Annotated in this window: 15 protein-coding genes; 8 read left to right on the forward strand and 7 right to left on the reverse strand. The window is 67.9% G+C overall.

Annotated features, from left to right (window positions below):
• The first annotated feature begins 6 nt into the window (after window positions 1-6).
• Together DTS01S_RS00690 and DTS01S_RS00695 are read left to right on the forward strand one after the other, a co-directional pair.
• Window positions 7-2,307, forward strand: coding sequence for a catecholate siderophore receptor Fiu (locus tag DTS01S_RS00690; protein ID WP_017404264.1), 2,301 nt, complete (start codon window positions 7-9; stop codon window positions 2,305-2,307).
• A gap of 110 nt (window positions 2,308-2,417) precedes the next feature.
• Complete coding sequence (locus DTS01S_RS00695; RefSeq protein ID WP_061287148.1) at window positions 2,418-3,098, forward strand: Fe2+-dependent dioxygenase; 681 nt, start codon at window positions 2,418-2,420, stop codon at window positions 3,096-3,098.
• Window positions 3,099-3,112: 14 nt separating this feature from the next.
• On the opposite strand, the gene DTS01S_RS00700 is transcribed toward DTS01S_RS00695, so the two are convergent.
• Both DTS01S_RS00700 and DTS01S_RS00705 read right to left on the reverse strand, forming a co-directional pair.
• The gene (locus DTS01S_RS00700; protein WP_016446504.1) at window positions 3,113-3,676 is read right to left on the reverse strand and encodes a DUF4124 domain-containing protein; all 564 of its coding nucleotides are present in this window, start codon (window positions 3,674-3,676) and stop codon (window positions 3,113-3,115) included.
• A 108-nt stretch (window positions 3,677-3,784) separates the two neighbouring features.
• Window positions 3,785-5,764, reverse strand: a complete 1,980-nt coding sequence (locus DTS01S_RS00705; RefSeq protein ID WP_061287149.1) for a lytic transglycosylase domain-containing protein — start codon at window positions 5,762-5,764, stop codon at window positions 3,785-3,787.
• 15 nt (window positions 5,765-5,779) lie between these two features.
• Between DTS01S_RS00705 and DTS01S_RS00710 the strand changes: the two genes are divergently transcribed.
• Window positions 5,780-6,352, forward strand: coding sequence for a 5-formyltetrahydrofolate cyclo-ligase (locus DTS01S_RS00710; RefSeq protein ID WP_016446506.1), 573 nt, complete (start codon window positions 5,780-5,782; stop codon window positions 6,350-6,352).
• 141 nt (window positions 6,353-6,493) lie between these two features.
• Here DTS01S_RS00710 and queC read toward each other — a convergent pair whose 3' ends face one another.
• Window positions 6,494-7,252 carry a 7-cyano-7-deazaguanine synthase QueC gene (gene queC, locus DTS01S_RS00715; protein WP_061287150.1) on the reverse strand — a complete coding sequence of 253 codons (759 nt, stop codon included), beginning with the start codon at window positions 7,250-7,252 and terminating at the stop codon, window positions 6,494-6,496.
• An 88-nt stretch (window positions 7,253-7,340) separates the two neighbouring features.
• Between queC and DTS01S_RS00720 the strand changes: the two genes are divergently transcribed.
• Both DTS01S_RS00720 and DTS01S_RS00725 read left to right on the forward strand, forming a co-directional pair.
• Entirely contained in the window at window positions 7,341-8,033 is a 693-nt protein-coding gene (locus DTS01S_RS00720; protein ID WP_016446508.1) for a glutathione S-transferase family protein, read from the forward strand.
• A gap of 213 nt (window positions 8,034-8,246) precedes the next feature.
• Window positions 8,247-9,500, forward strand: a complete 1,254-nt coding sequence (locus tag DTS01S_RS00725; protein WP_061287184.1) for a multifunctional CCA addition/repair protein — start codon at window positions 8,247-8,249, stop codon at window positions 9,498-9,500.
• 25 nt (window positions 9,501-9,525) lie between these two features.
• Here the strand turns inward: DTS01S_RS00725 and DTS01S_RS00730 are convergent, their stop codons facing one another.
• Window positions 9,526-11,478: a sensor histidine kinase gene (locus tag DTS01S_RS00730; protein ID WP_061287151.1), complete on the reverse strand. Its 1,953-nt coding sequence runs from the start codon at window positions 11,476-11,478 to the stop codon at window positions 9,526-9,528.
• A gap of 73 nt (window positions 11,479-11,551) precedes the next feature.
• Here DTS01S_RS00730 and DTS01S_RS00735 point away from each other — a divergent pair, with 73 nt between their 5' ends.
• Window positions 11,552-12,235, forward strand: a complete 684-nt coding sequence (locus tag DTS01S_RS00735) for a response regulator transcription factor (RefSeq protein WP_016451856.1) — start codon at window positions 11,552-11,554, stop codon at window positions 12,233-12,235.
• Between the two features lie 42 nt (window positions 12,236-12,277).
• Here DTS01S_RS00735 and trxC read toward each other — a convergent pair whose 3' ends face one another.
• Together trxC and DTS01S_RS00745 are read right to left on the reverse strand one after the other, a co-directional pair.
• On the reverse strand, window positions 12,278-12,712 hold the full coding sequence (gene trxC, locus DTS01S_RS00740; protein ID WP_061287152.1) for a thioredoxin TrxC: 435 nt from the start codon (window positions 12,710-12,712) through the stop codon (window positions 12,278-12,280).
• Window positions 12,713-12,788: 76 nt separating this feature from the next.
• Window positions 12,789-12,983 (reverse strand): DUF2905 domain-containing protein, encoded by a 195-nt coding sequence (locus DTS01S_RS00745; protein WP_012203183.1) that lies wholly within the window; start codon window positions 12,981-12,983, stop codon window positions 12,789-12,791.
• A 137-nt stretch (window positions 12,984-13,120) separates the two neighbouring features.
• Here DTS01S_RS00745 and DTS01S_RS00750 point away from each other — a divergent pair, with 137 nt between their 5' ends.
• The gene (locus tag DTS01S_RS00750; RefSeq protein ID WP_061287153.1) at window positions 13,121-14,011 is read left to right on the forward strand and encodes a hypothetical protein; all 891 of its coding nucleotides are present in this window, start codon (window positions 13,121-13,123) and stop codon (window positions 14,009-14,011) included.
• A gap of 20 nt (window positions 14,012-14,031) precedes the next feature.
• On the opposite strand, the gene DTS01S_RS00755 is transcribed toward DTS01S_RS00750, so the two are convergent.
• Window positions 14,032-15,045: a class I SAM-dependent methyltransferase gene (locus tag DTS01S_RS00755; RefSeq protein WP_061287154.1), complete on the reverse strand. Its 1,014-nt coding sequence runs from the start codon at window positions 15,043-15,045 to the stop codon at window positions 14,032-14,034.
• 116 nt (window positions 15,046-15,161) lie between these two features.
• Between DTS01S_RS00755 and DTS01S_RS00760 the strand changes: the two genes are divergently transcribed.
• A complete protein-coding gene (locus DTS01S_RS00760) occupies window positions 15,162-15,947 on the forward strand; it encodes an SDR family oxidoreductase (RefSeq protein WP_026062653.1) in 786 nt (261 codons plus the stop codon).
• Window positions 15,948-15,977 lie beyond the last annotated feature (30 nt).

Genomic DNA, 15,977 nt, shown 5'->3' on the forward strand with positions numbered 1-15,977 from the left:
TCAACCATGGCGAACTCCAACTCGTACATCAAAAGCCGCAAACACGACACCGCTGGCCGCTCGCCGTCGGCCGGCATCATCGCTGCAGCCGCGGCCCTGGCCACCCTGGGCCTGCCGGCCGTGGCCCAGACACAGACGCCCAGCGCCAGAACCGCGCCCAGCCTCAAGGAAGTGACCGTCGAAGGCTCGCGCAGCACCGGCTACGAACCCGCACAGGTCTCCTCCCCCAAGTTCACGCAGCCGCTGGTGGACACGACGCAGACCATCTCCGTCATCAAGGAGCAGGTGCTGCAGGAACAAGGCGCCACCACGCTGACCGAGGCGCTGCGCAACGTGCCCGGCGCCGGCACCTTCTACGCGGGCGAGAACGGCAACACCAGCACGGGTGATGCCATCTACATGCGCGGCTTCGACACCTCCAACAGCATCTATGTGGACGGCGTGCGCGACGTGGGCTCCATCTCGCGCGACGTGTTCAACACCGAGCAGGTGGAAGTCACCAAGGGCCCGGCCAGCACCGACTACGGCCGCAGCGCGCCCACCGGCGCCATCAACATGGTCACCAAGCAGCCCAGCCTGGCCGACAGCTTCGGCGCCTCGGTGGGCGCGGGTTCGGGCAGCTACAAGCGCTCCACCGTGGACTGGAACAAGAGCCTGACCGGGATGGGCGGCGCGGCCTTCCGGCTCAACGCCATGGTGCAGGACGCCGGCGTCGCCGGCCGCGACCGCGTGGCCAATGACCGCTGGGGCATCGCACCGTCGTTCGCCTTCGGACTGAACACCGACACGCGCACCTACCTGAACGTGCTGCACGTCAAGCAAAGCAATGTGCCGGACGGCGGCGTGCCCACCATCGGCCTGCCCGGCTACAGCAACACCGATGCGCGCCTGAACGCGGGCCGCCCCGTGGACCCCAGCCGCTTCTACGGCACCAGCGCCGACCACGACGACGTGACGGCCGACATGGTCACGCTGCGCGTGGAGCACGACTTCACGCCCGACACCACGCTGCGCAACACCACGCGCTGGGGCCGCACCAAGCAGGACTACCTGCTCACGGCCTTCATGACGCTGTCCAGCAACAACAGCAGCAATCCCGCCGACTGGACCGTGTCACGCAGCCTGCCGACCTTCAAGAACCAGGTCAACGACATCGTCACCAACCAGACCAACCTGACGACCAAGCTGGCGACAGGCAGCGTGCGGCACGAGCTGAGCACCGGGGTGGAGATCACGCGCGAAAAGCAGAGCAACTACGGCACGGGCACCACGGGCGCCTGGCCCAATGCCAGCCTCTATGACCCGCAGGTGCCCAGCTCCGGCCTGAACTGGTCGCGCAACGGCGCCGACAGCAAGGGCTCGACCGACACCTTCGCGCTGTACGCCTTCGACACGCTCAAGTTCAACGAGCAATGGCAGGCCAACGCCGGCCTGCGCCTGGACCGCTACAAGACGCAGTACGACGCACGCGCCGTCTGCGGCGGCCGCAGCGGCCCGGCCTGCGGCAGCAATCCTGCAGGCACCGTGCTGCCCAGCGCCGTGGGCCTGGAGGCCTCCGACACCCTGCTGAGCTGGAAGATCGGCGGCCTCTACAAGCCCGCGCCCAATGGCAGCGTGTACGTGAACTACGCCCTGTCGCAGCAGCCACCGGGCGGAGCCAACTTCACGCTGTCCACGGCCGCCAACAACGCCAACAACCCCAACATGGACCCGCAAAAGGCCAAGACCGCCGAACTGGGAACCAAGTGGGAGCTGATGGACAAGCGCCTGCTGCTGACAGGCGCGCTGTTCCGCACCGAGATCACCAACGAGATCGTCACCAACCCTGACGGCACCGTGGGACAGACCGGCAAGAAGATCGTGCAGGGCCTGGAGCTGGGCGCCACGGGCCAGATCACGCCCGCCTGGGGCGTGACTGCCGGCTACACGCTGCAGGATACCAAGGTGGACACGGGCGCCACCGTGGCGCAGGACGGCTCCAGCGGCCTGACCTATACGCCCAAGAACGCCTTCTCACTGTGGACCAGCTACCAGTTCCCGTTCGGCCTGACGCTGGCTGGCGGGGCGCGCTACTCGGGCGGACTCAAGCGTGGCACCGACGGCGCCGTGGGCACGCCCAACTTCACCGATGCCTACTGGGTCTTCGACGCCATGGCCAGCTACCGCATCAACAAGAACGCCGACATCCAGCTGAACTTCTACAACCTGTTCGACAAGGAGTATGTGGGCGCCATCAACAAGAGCGGCTACCGCTATTTCCCGGGCACGCCGCGCTCCGTGCGCGTGACGGCGAACTTCCGCTTCTGAGTGGATGCAAGACGGGCGGCCGCGCCGGCCTTGCCGCGCGCAGAGCGCCGACAATCCCAGTACCGCCCCGGCCCCGCCGGGGCTTTTTCCATGCGAGGAGGACCCGCACCATGATGCTGCACATTCCCGACGTGCTCACGCGCCAGCAGGTCACTGCGATCCGCACAGCCATCGACGCCGCCGACTGGGTGGATGGCCGTGCCACGGCGGGCAGCCAAGGCGCCCGGGTCAAGCGCAACCGCCAGTTGCCCGAAGACTCGCCCGTGGCACTGGAGCAGGGCCGCACCATCGAGCAGGCGCTGGCGGCCAATGCGCTGTACTTCAGTGCCGCCCTGCCCGCGCGCACCATGTCGCCGCTGTTCAACCGCTACGCGGACAGTGAAACCTATGGCCTGCACGTGGACGGTGCGGCACGGCGCCTGCCAGGCGCGCAGCAGTGGATGCGCACCGATGTGTCCTGCACCCTCTTCCTCTGCGATCCCGAGGACTACGATGGCGGCGAGCTGGTCGTGGTGGACACCTACGGCACGCACGAGGTCAAGCTGCCGGCCGGCGACCTGATCCTCTACCCCTCCACCAGCCTGCACCGCGTGGAGCCCGTCACCCGGGGCGAGCGCGTGTGCGCCTTCTTCTGGGCGCAGAGCATGGTGCGCGACGACACACGCCGGGCCATGCTGTTCGAGATGGACCAGACCATCCAGCGCCTGCGCGAAAAACTGGGCGAGACCGATGAAACCCTCAGCCTCGCGGGCCACTATCACAACCTGCTGCGCATGTGGGCCGAGACCTGAGGGATGGGATCGCTTCAGGGCTTGTGCTTTTCCGCGCAGCCGATCAGGTGGTTGTAGCTGTTGGACATGCACTGGTACATGGCCTTGGAGCGGCCCGTGGCGGCCTGACAGTCGGCCACGGTGGCGTGCGTGCGCGCCTCGCGGAACTTGCCCGCGGTCGCATCGAACTGCGCCTGCGTGATGTAGCCGCCCTTGAGGTTTTTCTGGCCGTTCTCGACCATGGTGTCCACCTGGCTGCGGATGTTGTCCACGGCGGCTGCGCAGTTCAGCGGCACCTCCTTGGAATCGACCTTGCTCAGGCCCTTGGCCACGCCGTCCGCCAGCTCGCGCACCTGCCTGGGCAGCTTCTTCGTGCCGTCGGGATTGCGCTCTTCGCCAAACCGGCCCGAGCCTGCGCCCGAGCTGCCATTGGGCGAGACCTTGATCTGGCCGGCATCGGCCTGGTCGACGGGCAGCTGCGAACCGTAGTGCGTGCGCCCTTCGGCATCCACCCATTTGTAGACGGGCTGCGCTGCCGCCGTGCACGCCCATGCAAGACCCAGCGCGACCCAGGCCGCGCGGCTCCCTGTTGTTGTCATTCTTGAAACCCCTGCGGTATCCGGGGCCGCGGCATGCGGCCCGCCAGTCGGTAACCAAGTGTAGCGCCGACAGGCATCGCCGCACCCCGCAGGAATGTCAAGTGCGGCTCAGGGCAGATCCTTGCTGGGGTCGGGCGTGGCCGCATCACGCGGACCAATGGTGCCCAGGCGGCTCTTGAGCGACTGGGGCTGGCCCGTGATCAGCGCCGCGTAGTTGGTGGTGTTGGACAGCACCTTCTTCACATAGTCGCGCGTCTCGGTGAAGGGCACGTTCTCGGCCCAGATGGCGGCGTCGAGCACCGGGCCGTTGCGCCAGTTGCGCGGGCGGCCGGGGCCGGCGTTGTAGCCGGCCGCAGCCAGAGCCATGGAGCCGTCGAAATCGTCCAGCGCCAGCTTCAGATAGGCGGTGCCTATGGTGATATTCACATCGCGGTCATTGATCATGGACGGAGAAAAGTCCGTCATGCCGATCTTGCGCGCCGTCCACCGGGCCGTGGCCGGCATGACCTGCATCAGGCCCGAGGCGCCTACGCCCGAGCGCGCATCCATGATGAAGCGGCTTTCCTGGCGGATCAGTCCATAGACGTAGGCCGGGTCCAGCCCGATGGAGCGCGAGCGCGCCAGCACCGTGTCGTGGAAGGGCATGGGAAAGCGCTGGCTCCAGTCGGCAAAGCTGCGGGTGCGCTCGCTGGTGTTGATGCAGCGGTCCCAGACCTGCTGCTGGCAGGCCAGGTCGGCGGCGGCCAGCAGTTCGCGGTCGTTCATGCCGCCGGCCTGGTGCAGGTTGGTGGCGTAGTTCCATTCACGCACGCCTTCGCTGCGCAGGCCGTTCTGGATGGCGTAGAGGCCGCGCACCAGGCTGGGGTTGGCGCGGGCGGCGGCCTTCTCCTGTGCCGTGGGCGGCGCAGGCGGCGGTGGGGCCGTCACGCGCTGGCCGATATCCTCCAGCGCCAGCTGTTCGTAGAAACTGCCGGGGCCGGCCATGTCCTCCAGCAGCTGGCGCGCCTCGGAGCGCTCCTGCTCGCTGGGGCGGCCCGACAGCAGGGCGCGGGCCTTCCAGTAGGTCCATGTGTGTTCGGTGCGCTCAGGTCCCATGGCGTCGATGGCGCGGCGCACCGTGCGCCAGTCGCCTGCACGCAACGCGGCACGCACCTTCCAACCCAGCAGTTCGTCGCTGAGATCGCCGTCCTTGCGCACCTTGCCGAAATAGGCCGCAGCCTCGGGCTGCAGCTTGAGCGCGGCCTGCTTGCCGATCACGCCCCAGGCCCAGTTGTTCTCCTCGGCCGTCAGCCGGGCACCCCAGCCGCCTTCCAGCTGGGTGGCCGCCGCCGCCGGGTCGCTGGACGCCATGCGGATCAGCGCCAGCAGCGCCAGTTCCTTGGGCACGGCACCGCGCACGCGCGTCTGCCCGGCAAGGTATTTCGCCGGCGAGGCGAACACCTGCGCCACCTGGGGCAGGGCCTCGGGCGCGACGATGGCCACGGCATCGCGCGTGGCCTTCTGGCGATTGGCCTCGGCCGACTGGCGTGCCTTGCGCCAGACTTCGGGCTCGCTGATCTGCTTGGCTGCGTACAGCTCGCCGGCAGCATAGGTGCAGCCGTCGTCGGCGTCGCGCTGGGCCCACCACAGGTCGCGGACCTGCTGGCCGAGATTGGCGGCAGGCTGGCCCTTGAGGTTGTCGATCAGCAGGGCATAGCAGTTGACGGAACGGTCATCGCGCATGCGAAACGCCCCGTGCACCTGGTCGAACATGCCCCAGTCGCGCCGCTGCCCCAGCAGCAGCAGCCAGTCATTGCGCAGCCGGTCTTCCTGGTAGGTGCCGGGCCAGCGCTTGAAAAACCCCAGAATCTCCTCGGCACTGGCTTCTTCCAGCCGGGCCTTGAGTTCCCAATAGGCGGCCCAAGGTTCGAGCACATGGCCACGCGCAGAAGGCAGCAGCTGCGTGAGCTTGGCCTTGTCGCCCTTGCGAAAGGCCTGCTGCATTTCCAGCAGGACGTCGTCGCCACGGTTTTGCGCCAGCGCAGGCGTGGCTGCGGTGGTCCAGAGGGAAGCCGCCAGAAGCGGTGTCAAAATCTTCAGCCAGTGCATGGAGGAAATTATCTGATGGACAAAGCAGCCCTGCGCCGCAGCTTGATAGACCAGCGCCTCAACCTTCCCGACCGATTGCAGCGCGCCGACGCGCTGCAGCAGGTCATGCGCTTTTGGCTGATACAGCGGCCCGACAGCATCATCGGCGCCTATTGGCCGATCAAGGGGGAGTTCGACCCGCTGCCAGCGCTTCACCGGTGGAAGGAAGATGGCGAGCTACAGGGTACCCCACAAAGACGCCGCATCGGATTGCCGGTGATCGACAAGCAGCGTAAGACACTCAGCTTTCACGCCTGGTACCCGGGCTGTCCCATGGAAGAGGACGCCTATGGCATCCCCAAGCCCAAGGACACCGAAACCCTCACCCCCACCCTGCTGTTCGTGCCCTGCGTGGGCTACGCGGCCGGTGGCTACCGCCTGGGCTATGGCGGCGGTTTCTACGACCGCACCCTGGCCGAGCTGCAGCCCAGGCCCTTCACCGTGGGTCTGGGCTACGGCTGCGGCTATGTGGACGAGTTCGAGCCCGAGCCGCATGACCTGCCGCTGGACGCCATCTTGAACGACCACGGAGTCGTCTGGCCGGTGTAGAACAAGCACCCCCTGAGGCGCTGCACGCCTTCCCCCTCTCTGCCCGCTTCGCGGGGGAGGGGGACGACACCCTCACTGCGGGGCGGCCCTTGCTCGGTGTCCCTCGCTTTTGGCCGCGCCGGTTTCTAGCGCTGTGCTTCTTTAGTTTGCTGTCTCGCGCTGCGCCTGCCATTGATGCCAGCCGCGGGCTCGCAGGTCGCAGGCGGGGCAGGTTCCGCAGCCGTAGCCCCAGTCGTGCAGCGTCTCGCGCGTGCCCTGGTAGCAGGTGTGGGTGTCGCGCTGGATGAGGTCCACCAGGGTGTCGCCCCCCAGGTCGTGGGCCATTTGCCAGGTCTGGGCCTTGTCTATCCACATGAGCGGGGTTTCGATGCGCAGGCGCCGCTCCAGGCCCAGGTTCAGGGCGAGCTGCATGGCCTTCATGGTGTCGTCACGGCAGTCGGGGTAGCCGGAGTAGTCGGTCTCGCAGACGCCGGTGACGATGACCGACAGGCCGCGACGGTAGGCCAGCGCGCCGGCCAGGGTCAGGAACAGCAGGTTGCGGCCGGGCACGAAGGTGTTGGGCAGGCCGTCGGCCTGCATGGCGAAGGCCACGTCTTCGGTCAGGGAGGAGCCGCCGATCTGTTGCAGCACGTCCAGCGAGAGGACATGGTCATCGCCCAGGCGCGGTGCCCATTGGGGAAAGTCCCTGGCCAGCCGCTCGCGCACCTGCTGGCGCACCTGCATTTCCACGCTGTGGCGCTGGCCGTAGTCGAAACCCAGGGTCTCGACGCGCTCGTACAGCGACAGTGCCTGCGCCAGGCAGGTGGTCGAATCCTGGCCGCCGGAAAACAGGACCAGCGCAGCCGTGTGGCGCCCCGCTGGCGCCTGGGGGGAAGAGCTATCGTTTTGCATGGCACGCATTAGAGCGCGCCCAGGCAGCGCCCGGCTCCTACATGGGTTTTCCTGCCATGCTTGCTAAGCTGTAGGGCCTATCGCGGAGGTTGCGGCCATGCTCACGCTCTATATCGGCAACAAGAATTACTCATCCTGGTCCATGCGCCCCTGGGTGCTGATGCGCCAGGCCGGCATTGCTTTCGAAGAAGTCATGCTGCGCTTTGACAGCTTCGACGAGCAGTCCGCCTTCAAGCAGCGCGCCCGCGCGCTGTCTCCCTCGGGCCGCGTGCCCGTGCTCATGGACGAAGGCATGGCCATCTGGGACAGCCTGGCCATCTGCGAGTACCTGGCCGAGAAATTCCCTGAAAAACACCTGTGGCCGACCCTGGCCCTGAACCGCGCCCGCGCGCGCAGCCTCTGTGCCGAGATGCACAGCGGCTTCGGCGCGCTGCGCTCGCTGTGCCCCATGAACATCGAGGCCCAGCTGCCCGAGGTCGGCGCGCGGCTGTGGGCCGAGCGCGCGGACCTGCGCGACGATGTCCAGCACCTGTCCGAGCTGTGGCAGCCGCTGCTGTCCACGGCCAGCGGCCCCATGCTGTATGACCAGTTCAGCATCGTCGATGCCTTTTTCGCGCCCGTGTGCATGCGCCTGACGACCTACGAGCTGCCGCTGGCCCCGGCCATCGACGCCTACGTGCGCCGCGTGCGCGCCTTGCCGGGCGTGCAGGACTGGGTGCAGGGCGCACTGGCCGAGCACGATTTCCGGCCGTTCGAGGAACCCTACCGCAGCGCGCCTGCGGCCGGCTGAGCGGCGCACCAGCAAAAGTCGGAGCACTGCTGCGCTGGGGTGGGCGCGGCCTGCGCAATGCCGCGGTTGCGGAGCCAGTGCAGCGGCCGTCCGGCTGGCGCTGCTTGAGTGTGTCTCCAGAAAGAATCCGAAAGAATGCATGCGCTCGGCACTCCATCGGTGCGTGGAGGCACGCCTGCCATCATGTCACTGCCCAGGCCCTACCATTGCGGCATGAGCGAATTTCAGGTGTACATGGTGGGCGGCGCGGTGCGCGACCGTCTTTTGGGGCGGGCCGTGCATGACCGCGACTGGGTGGTGGTCGGCGCCACGCCCGAACAAATGTCCGCGCGCGGCTTTCTGCCTGTGGGGCGGGACTTCCCGGTCTTCCTCCATCCCGAGACGCACGAGGAATACGCGCTGGCGCGTACCGAGCGCAAGAGCGGCCTGGGGTACCGGGGTTTCGTCGTGCAGGCGGCGCCCGATGTCACGCTGGAGCAGGATCTGGCCCGGCGCGACCTGACCATCAATGCCATGGCCGCTCCTGCGGACTGGGATGGTGAAAGTGCCATCACCGATCCCTACCACGGCCAGGCCGATCTTCAGGCCCGGGTGCTGCGCCATGTGACCGGGGCCTTCCGCGAAGACCCGGTGCGCATCCTGCGCGTGGCGCGCTTCGCGGCACGTTTCCACGAATTCACGGTGGCGCCGGAAACCATGGCTCTGATGCAGGAGATGGTGGCCGCCGGCGAGGTGGATGCCCTGGTGCCCGAGCGCGTGTGGCAGGAGATCAGCCGTGGCCTGATGGAGCGCCGTCCCTCGCGCATGTTCGAGCTGCTGCGCGAGTGCGGTGCGCTGGCCGTGCTGCTGCCCGAGCTGGAGCGGCTGTGGGGCGTGCCCCAGCGCGCCGAGTACCACCCCGAGGTCGATACCGGCGTGCACGCCATGATGGTGCTGGACATGGCCGCACAGCTCGACGCCCCCCTGCCCGTGCGATACGCCTGCTTGGTGCACGACCTGGGCAAGGGAACGACGCCGGCCGATGTGCTGCCGCGCCACATAGGCCATGAGCAGCGCAGCGCCCGGCTGGCCGAGAAAGTGGGCGAGCGTCTGCGCGTGCCCACGGACTGCCGCGAACTGGGCGACGTGGTGGCGCGCGAGCACGGCAACATCCACCGCAGCGGCGAACTCAACGGCGCCGCCATCGTCCGCCTGCTGGAGCGCTGCGACGCCATCCGCAAGCCCGCGCGCTTCGAACAGGCCCTTGCGGCCTGTGAATGCGACGCGCGGGGGCGCCTGGGTTTCGAGGACCGGCCCTACCCCCAGCGCGCCCGCCTGCGCGATGCGCTGGCTGCCGCGCTGTCCATCTCCACCTCGGACATCGCGGCCCAGGCCGCTGCGCGCGGCAAGCAGGGCAAGGCCATCGGCGAAGCCGTGCAGGCGGCGCGCGCACAGGCCGTGGCAGATTGGCTGGCGCAGGCGGCCTGAGCGCAAAGGCCGCTACACACGGGAATCAGGCTCGCGCCACGGGCAGGACCAGTCGCAGACACACGGGCTGCTCGCCTCCTGCCGTCAACAAGGCCACGCTGCCGCCCAGCCGCTCGGCGATGCGCCGCACCAGGTACAGCCCCAGCCCGGCGCCGGGCCGGTGCTGGGCGTTGCGGCCACGGTAATACCTTTCGAACAACTGGTCCTGGTCCGCCTGGGCAATGGGCTCTGCCGGATTCGAGACCTGGATCTCCAGACCCTCGCCCTGCCTGGTCACGTCCAGGCGGACCGATTCGCCCTCGGGCGTGTGGCGGTCTGCATTGGCCAGCAGATTGCGCAGCGCGATGCGCAGCAGGCCGGCATCGGTGATCAATTGCTGCGTGCCCCCGCCCAGTTGGCAGACGATGCGGCCGGGCGCAAAGTCCAGGCACAAGCCATCCACCAGCGCATGCAGGTCGCAGGGCTGCAGGCGTGGCTCGGCATGGGGCTGGGGATCGGCCATGCGGTCGTCGGCCAGGCAGTCGTCCACCAGGGCCAGCAGGCGCTGGGCGGCTTCGCGGATGTTGCGGCTGCGTGCCAGCGTCTTGTCGGGCGGTGCCGCCAGGTTGCGCGCCAGTTGCTGCGCACTGGTCAGGATGATGGCCAGCGGCGTGCGCAGCTCGTGCGAGACCATGGCGACAAAGTCGCGCTGCTCCTGGCGCACCCTGCGCTCCAGCGCCAGCGCCTCGCTGAGTTCGCTTTCGCGCAACTGTCGCTGCCGCAGTTCCGCCTCCAGCCGGACCTGCTCGCGCTCTCGAATGCGGCGCCTGCGCTCGTATCCGCCGATGATCCAGCCACTGAGCAGCAGCATGTGCGCCATGGTGCCCAGCGCGGACGCATGCGTGGACACCAGCGCGGTCAGCGCGTTCATGGGCAGCCAGCCCAGGTTGCGCAGGAAAGAGATCAGCACGCCGGCATAGAAGATGCCGAACGCCAGCATGAAGAACCGTGCCGGGGCGTGGCCGCGCCGCCACAGCCAAAGGGCGAATGCGAGAAAGCCCACGGTCAGCGGCAGGGTCATGGCCTGCACCGGGACCATGCCCGCCGAGTAGTGCCCCGACACCACCAACAGCATGCAGCACAGGCTGAACAGCCACAGCAGCGGCACGATCTGGCGCACCAGCCGCGGATACAGCGATGCCAGCTCCAACTGCCTGCAGGCCAGTTGCATGGAGATCGCCAGGGCGCCGGCAATGCCGCATCCCAGCAGGCGGTCGCTCCAGAAACCCGGCAGGCCCGTCAACTGCTGCACCAGCCCCAGCGATACCACCTCATTGAGCACGCAGACGCTGAGATAGGCCAGAAACAGGCCGCTCACCGGAGCCCGCGTGCCCAGCCAGAACACCAGTTGCACGCCAATCAACAGCAGGTACAGCCCGAAGTACAGGCCGAACGAGAGGGCCTCGCGCCGCGTATGGTTGTCGAACGCCAGTCGCTGCCACAGATCGATACGGGTGACGAGCGCGTTGCGCGCACGCAGGCGCACCAGCAACTCGTATGACCCGGCGGCAGCAGGTTCGAACTGGAATGCGGGACTGCGGTAGTCCACCGGCCAGGCGTGACGCGGAATCTCTTCGCCGCTGCGCCCCAGCAGCTGCCAGGGGCCGCCAGGCCGGCGCACATGGACCTCCACCTCATCGAGCAGGGCATTGCCCAGCAACAGCATCCAGCTGCCGGGCTGCTCCACCTGCAGCGGCATGCGCAGCCAGACCGCCGCCTGCGTGAAACTGGCGTTCAGGTGCCCTGGCATCGCCTTCCACCCGGGCGCCAGGTCGGCCTGCCGGACATCGAGCAGGCCCGAAGCGTCATCGAGCCGCTGCCACTGCCCTGCGGTCTCCTGCATGGGCACATCGGGGTCCAGCACGAGGGTCCGGGCCTGGAGCAGCAGTGGGCACAGCAGCCAGGCCAGCACGATGAGGGTTGCACGGTAATATCGCATCTGAAGTCCACCACGGGGCCGCCAGCGTACACCAGCTGTCTGCGCTGTCACCCGCCTGCCCTCCTCCCAGTCCATGCTTGATGTGATCCTGCTCGAAGACGAGCCCGTGCTGCGCCATGAACTGGGCGAGTTCCTCGAATCCCTGGGCTATGCACCGCAGTGCGTGGCCAGCCTGCAGGAGTTCGACCGCCATTTCGATGCGCGGCGCCACCGGCTGGCCATCATCGACATCGGCCTGCCCGACGGCAACGGCCTGGCGCTGATCCAGCGCCTGCGCCAGCAGGGCCAGCAACTGGGCATCATCGTCTTCAGCGCGCTCAACAGCAGCGCCAACCGCATCGACGGCCTGGAGATCGGCGCCGACCACTACCTGGGCAAAGGCTGCGATCTCGACGAGCTGGAAGCCACCCTGGCCGCCCTGGTGCGGCGCCTGGGCCTGCAGCAGCGCCAGGCGCCGTGGCTGCTGCAGCTTGGCCCCAGCCGCCTGCAGCCCCCCGCTTCGCCCCCTGTGGCGCTGTCACACCAGGACCTGCTGGTGCTGCACTGCCTGATGGGCAAGGCAGGGACCAGCGTCAGCCGCCGCCAGATCGTGCAGGCGCTGGGTGGAGACTATCTGGTCTACGACCAGCGCCGCCTGGACACCCAGATGCGCCGGCTGAGGCGCAAGGTGCAAGAGGCCAGCGGCCAGCAGCTGCCTGTCAAGACGCTGCGCAACAGCGGCTATTGCTTCTATCTGCCGGGTGAAGTGCAGGCCTGAGGAAGGGCCTGAAGGCGCCCGGTCCTTGTGGCCCGGCAACCATCAGACGACCGAGCGCACCCAGCGCACGATCTCGCCGGCAGGCAGCGCGCCGGAGACACGGGCGATCTCGCGTCCTTCCTTGAACACCACCATGGTCGGGATGCTGCGGATGTTCCAGGGCGCGGCAGCGTGGGGGTGCGCCTCGGTATCGAGCTTGGCCAGTTGCACGCCGGGCGCCAGCGCCTGAGCCGCCTGCTCGAAGGCAGGCGCCATCATGCGGCAGGGGCCGCACCAGGGGGCCCAGAAATCGACCACCACGGGCACCTGGCTGCGCCCCACATGCCTGGCGAAGCTCTGCGCATCCAGCGCCACGGGCTGGCCGGTGACCAGCAGTTGATGGCAGTTGCCGCAATCAGGCGCGCTACCCAGCTGATCGACCGCAATGCGGTTGGTGGTGTGGCAATGGGGGCAGACGAAATGCAGCTTGTCGGACATGGGCGGCCTCTTGTTGGCGAGTCATGGGGGCAATTGCATGCATATACGGGCGCTGCGCCCATGCTTCAAGCCATGCTCAGACCAGCTTGGCGATCAGGGCGGCAATCACGCTGAGCAACACGGTGCTGGCAATGGGCAGAAAAATCACGCGGCCGAACAGGCGAAAGCGGAAGTCGCCCGGCAGGCGGCCCAGGCCTATGCGTTCCAGCCAGGCGTGCAGGCCATTGAACAGCAGCAGGGCCAGAAAGATGACGAGGAGCCAGCGGATCATGGCGCCGAGTGTACGGCGGCGCGGGACCGGGCCATACAGAGTACACCGCGTCATGCACACGACATATGGACTGCCTACATTGCCGCTGTCCCCCCCCCCCTCTTCATCGCCTCCAGGCCGACCACCACGAATTCGCCATGCAACGCAACCGCCGCCTTCTTCTTGCCGCAGCCCTGCCCGCCGCCTTGCTGATGACCGCCTGCGCCAGCGCACCTGCGCCGGCAGCCCGACCCGGCGCCATCGACAACAGCGCCCTGCAGCGCAGCGACTTCCGCGCGCACCAGGCCACCTATGGCCTGGTCTACCGCCTGCCTGCCGATGCCACGGCCATCCTGGACAGCCAGGTCGCACCCGTGGTGCACGAGCAGTTGCTGCGCCTGAAGCTGGTGGCCGAGGCCAACACCTTCAACCTGCCCCATGTCACCGTGGTGCATATCCACAGCGCCGATCCCTCCACGCCGCGCAAGATGCTGGCGGCCCTGCCGGCGCTGCCGCCCGTGCTGCAGGACGTTCACCTGAAGAATTTCTACACCACCGAGGCCGCCAAGGGGGCCGGCAAGCCCTGGTGGCTGGACCTGGGCATCGTCAAGTCGGGCCCGGCCTACGAGGCCATGATGGACTTCAACACCCGCGCCACCGCCGCCATGGCGCCGCTGCGCGACGGCCCGCTGCCGCGCGTGACAGGACCCGTCTATGCCCGCATGAACGACTCGGCCAAGGCCATGGTGCAAAGCGTGGGTGTCAGCGGCATCAACCAGATGCAGGCCGGCAAGGAGGTGCGCAGCCACAACCCGCACAACACCCTGGTCTACAGCGAAGCCACCTTCACGCCCGAGATCGAGCGCGCCATGGGCGAGACGGCCGCGCGCCTGAACCGCATCCTGCCCGGCGGCCTCACGACCACGTTCGAGAACCTGTCCATCGTGGAGCTGGGCTTCTCTGGCAACGTCACGCGCGAGATCTACCGCATCAACCTCAAGGACCAGACGGTCCACGACGTCAGCAACGGCCGCAGCGTCCAGCGCTGAGGCAGGCGGGTCCCGGCCCGCTACAGGCGGTGCGTGCGGTCGCCGCGCACAAAGCCCATGGCGTCCCAGGGCTCCACGCCCTTGGCCAGGCCGATGACCTTGAACAGCTCGCCCATCTCGTGCTCCATCATCAGCTTGGTGGCCATGGCGCGCGGGCCCTGGGCCAGTGCGTCGAGCTTGGGGCCCAGGCCGCAGTTGATGAGGAAATGGGCCTGCGAGGTATAGCCCAGCACCTCGAAGCCGGCCTCCTGCGCGGCCACGGCCGTGCCCGTGAAGTTCACATGGGCCGTGATGTCCTTGAGGCCGACATCGGCCAGCGGATCGTCGTCCACCTTGTGCAGCCGGTGGCACACCAGGGTGCCCATGTGGCGCTGCGGGTGGAAATACTCGGATTCGCCAAAGCCGTAGTCGATGAAAAATGCCGCGCCGCGCGCCATGCGCTCGCCCAGCGTGCGAATGAAGGCCTCGCCCTGCGGGTGGATTTCGGTCAGGTAGTCGTGCTCGCCCTCAATGTCCATCGGCGGGCGCAGTGGCGTGGGCCTGTCTTCCCAGCCCAGGCTGCCGTCCGGCTGCAGCACCACGCCGCGCTCGTGCCAGACACCTGCCTTGCGCACCAGCAGTTGCACGGGCATGGCATCCAGCACCTCGTTGCCGATGACCACGCCTTCGAGCCTATCGGGCAGGGCATCGGCCCAGTGCACCAGGCTTTCGTACTTCACCAGCCTGAGCTGCTGTCGCGCACGCAGCGTGCCCGACAGGTCGAAGATGGTGTAGCGGTCCGGCCGCACGCCCAGGGCCGCCAGCTCGTCCAGCACCTGCAGCGCCAGCGCGCCCGTGCCGGCACCAAACTCCCAGACTTCGCGGGTGTGCGTGCGCTGCAGCGCCTCGGCCACCTGGGCGGCCAGCAGCTGGCCGAAGACAGGGGACATCTCGGGCGCGGTCACGAAATCGCTGCCCGACGATGGCATCAGCCCGAACTTGGCGGTGTCATTGGCGTAGTAGCCCAGGCCCGGCTCGTACAGCGCCAGGGCCATGAAACGGTCGAAAGCCAGCCATCCGCCCGAGGACGCAATCTCTTGCGCAATACGGGTTTGCAGGGCGGCCGTTAAAATTGAGGGTTCTGTCGTCACGATCCGTACATTGTCCTCGAATGTCCACACCTGCCCGAACACGCACAGTTTTGGTGACCGGCGCGGCCCGCCGCCTGGGGCGCGACATCGCGCTCGCGCTTGCCAGCGCCGGCTGGCAGGTGGCCGTGCACTACCGCGATTCCCACGACGAGGCGCTGGAGACGGCCGCCACCTGCGCTGAACTGGCCGGCGACAGCGCCGCCCTGGATGCCGATTTCTTCAACGAGGACTCGGTGCGCTCCCTGGTGCCGCGTGCCGTTGCGCACTTCGGCCACCTGGACGCCGTGGTCAACAACGCCTCCCTGTTCGAGCATGACGACGCCGGCAGCTTCAGCTACGTGGCCCTGGAAGCCCACCTGCGCAGCAACACCGGCGCGCCCATCCTGCTGGCCCAGGCGCTGCATGCCCATATCGAGGACCGCGTGGCGGCCGGCGAGGAGCATGCCAGCGGCGCCGTGATCAACATGCTGGACCAGAAGCTCTGGAACCAGAACCCCGATTTCCTCAGCTACACGCTGTCCAAGGCAGCGCTTGAGGCCGCAGGCACCATGCTGGCGCTGGCCCTGGCGCCGCGCGTGCGCGTGGTCGGCGTGGCCCCGGGCCTGACGCTGACCAGCCACATGCTGAGCCAGGAGCGCTTCGAGGCCCTGCACCGCCTCAGCCCGCTGGGCCGCTCGTCCAGCGCGGCCGACGTGGCCGCCACCGTGTGCTTTGCGCTGGACAACCAGTCCATCACGGGCACCACGCTGCTGGTCGATGGCGGCCAGCACCTGCAGCGCTTCGAGCGCGACTTTTCCATGATGTAGGCGCCTGCCCGCGCCCATCCCCACACTCCA

Origin of the sequence: Delftia tsuruhatensis NBRC 16741, assembly GCF_001571325.1 — a bacterium.
Lineage (GTDB): Bacteria > Pseudomonadota > Gammaproteobacteria > Burkholderiales > Burkholderiaceae_C > Comamonas > Comamonas tsuruhatensis.

What these genes read in the sequence shown, in the direction of transcription:
- queC (WP_061287150.1), bottom strand. Translation starts at nt 7,252, where the DNA reads ATGCGTGCCATGCAAAACGATAGCTCTTCCCCCCAGGCGCCAGCGGGG.
- DTS01S_RS00690 (WP_017404264.1), top strand. Translation starts at nt 7, where the DNA reads ATGGCGAACTCCAACTCGTACATCAAAAGCCGCAAACACGACACCGCT.
- DTS01S_RS00700 (WP_016446504.1), bottom strand. Translation starts at nt 3,676, where the DNA reads ATGACAACAACAGGGAGCCGCGCGGCCTGGGTCGCGCTGGGTCTTGCA.
- DTS01S_RS00735 (WP_016451856.1), top strand. Translation starts at nt 11,552, where the DNA reads ATGCTTGATGTGATCCTGCTCGAAGACGAGCCCGTGCTGCGCCATGAA.
- DTS01S_RS00745 (WP_012203183.1), bottom strand. Translation starts at nt 12,983, where the DNA reads ATGATCCGCTGGCTCCTCGTCATCTTTCTGGCCCTGCTGCTGTTCAAT.
- DTS01S_RS00755 (WP_061287154.1), bottom strand. Translation starts at nt 15,045, where the DNA reads ATGGCCCTGGCGCTGTACGAGCCGGGCCTGGGCTACTACGCCAATGAC.
- DTS01S_RS00720 (WP_016446508.1), top strand. Translation starts at nt 7,341, where the DNA reads ATGCTCACGCTCTATATCGGCAACAAGAATTACTCATCCTGGTCCATG.
- DTS01S_RS00760 (WP_026062653.1), top strand. Translation starts at nt 15,162, where the DNA reads ATGTCCACACCTGCCCGAACACGCACAGTTTTGGTGACCGGCGCGGCC.
- DTS01S_RS00705 (WP_061287149.1), bottom strand. Translation starts at nt 5,764, where the DNA reads ATGCACTGGCTGAAGATTTTGACACCGCTTCTGGCGGCTTCCCTCTGG.
- DTS01S_RS00725 (WP_061287184.1), top strand. Translation starts at nt 8,247, where the DNA reads ATGAGCGAATTTCAGGTGTACATGGTGGGCGGCGCGGTGCGCGACCGT.
- DTS01S_RS00730 (WP_061287151.1), bottom strand. Translation starts at nt 11,478, where the DNA reads ATGCGATATTACCGTGCAACCCTCATCGTGCTGGCCTGGCTGCTGTGC.
- trxC (WP_061287152.1), bottom strand. Translation starts at nt 12,712, where the DNA reads ATGTCCGACAAGCTGCATTTCGTCTGCCCCCATTGCCACACCACCAAC.
- DTS01S_RS00710 (WP_016446506.1), top strand. Translation starts at nt 5,780, where the DNA reads ATGGACAAAGCAGCCCTGCGCCGCAGCTTGATAGACCAGCGCCTCAAC.
- DTS01S_RS00750 (WP_061287153.1), top strand. Translation starts at nt 13,121, where the DNA reads ATGCAACGCAACCGCCGCCTTCTTCTTGCCGCAGCCCTGCCCGCCGCC.
- DTS01S_RS00695 (WP_061287148.1), top strand. Translation starts at nt 2,418, where the DNA reads ATGATGCTGCACATTCCCGACGTGCTCACGCGCCAGCAGGTCACTGCG.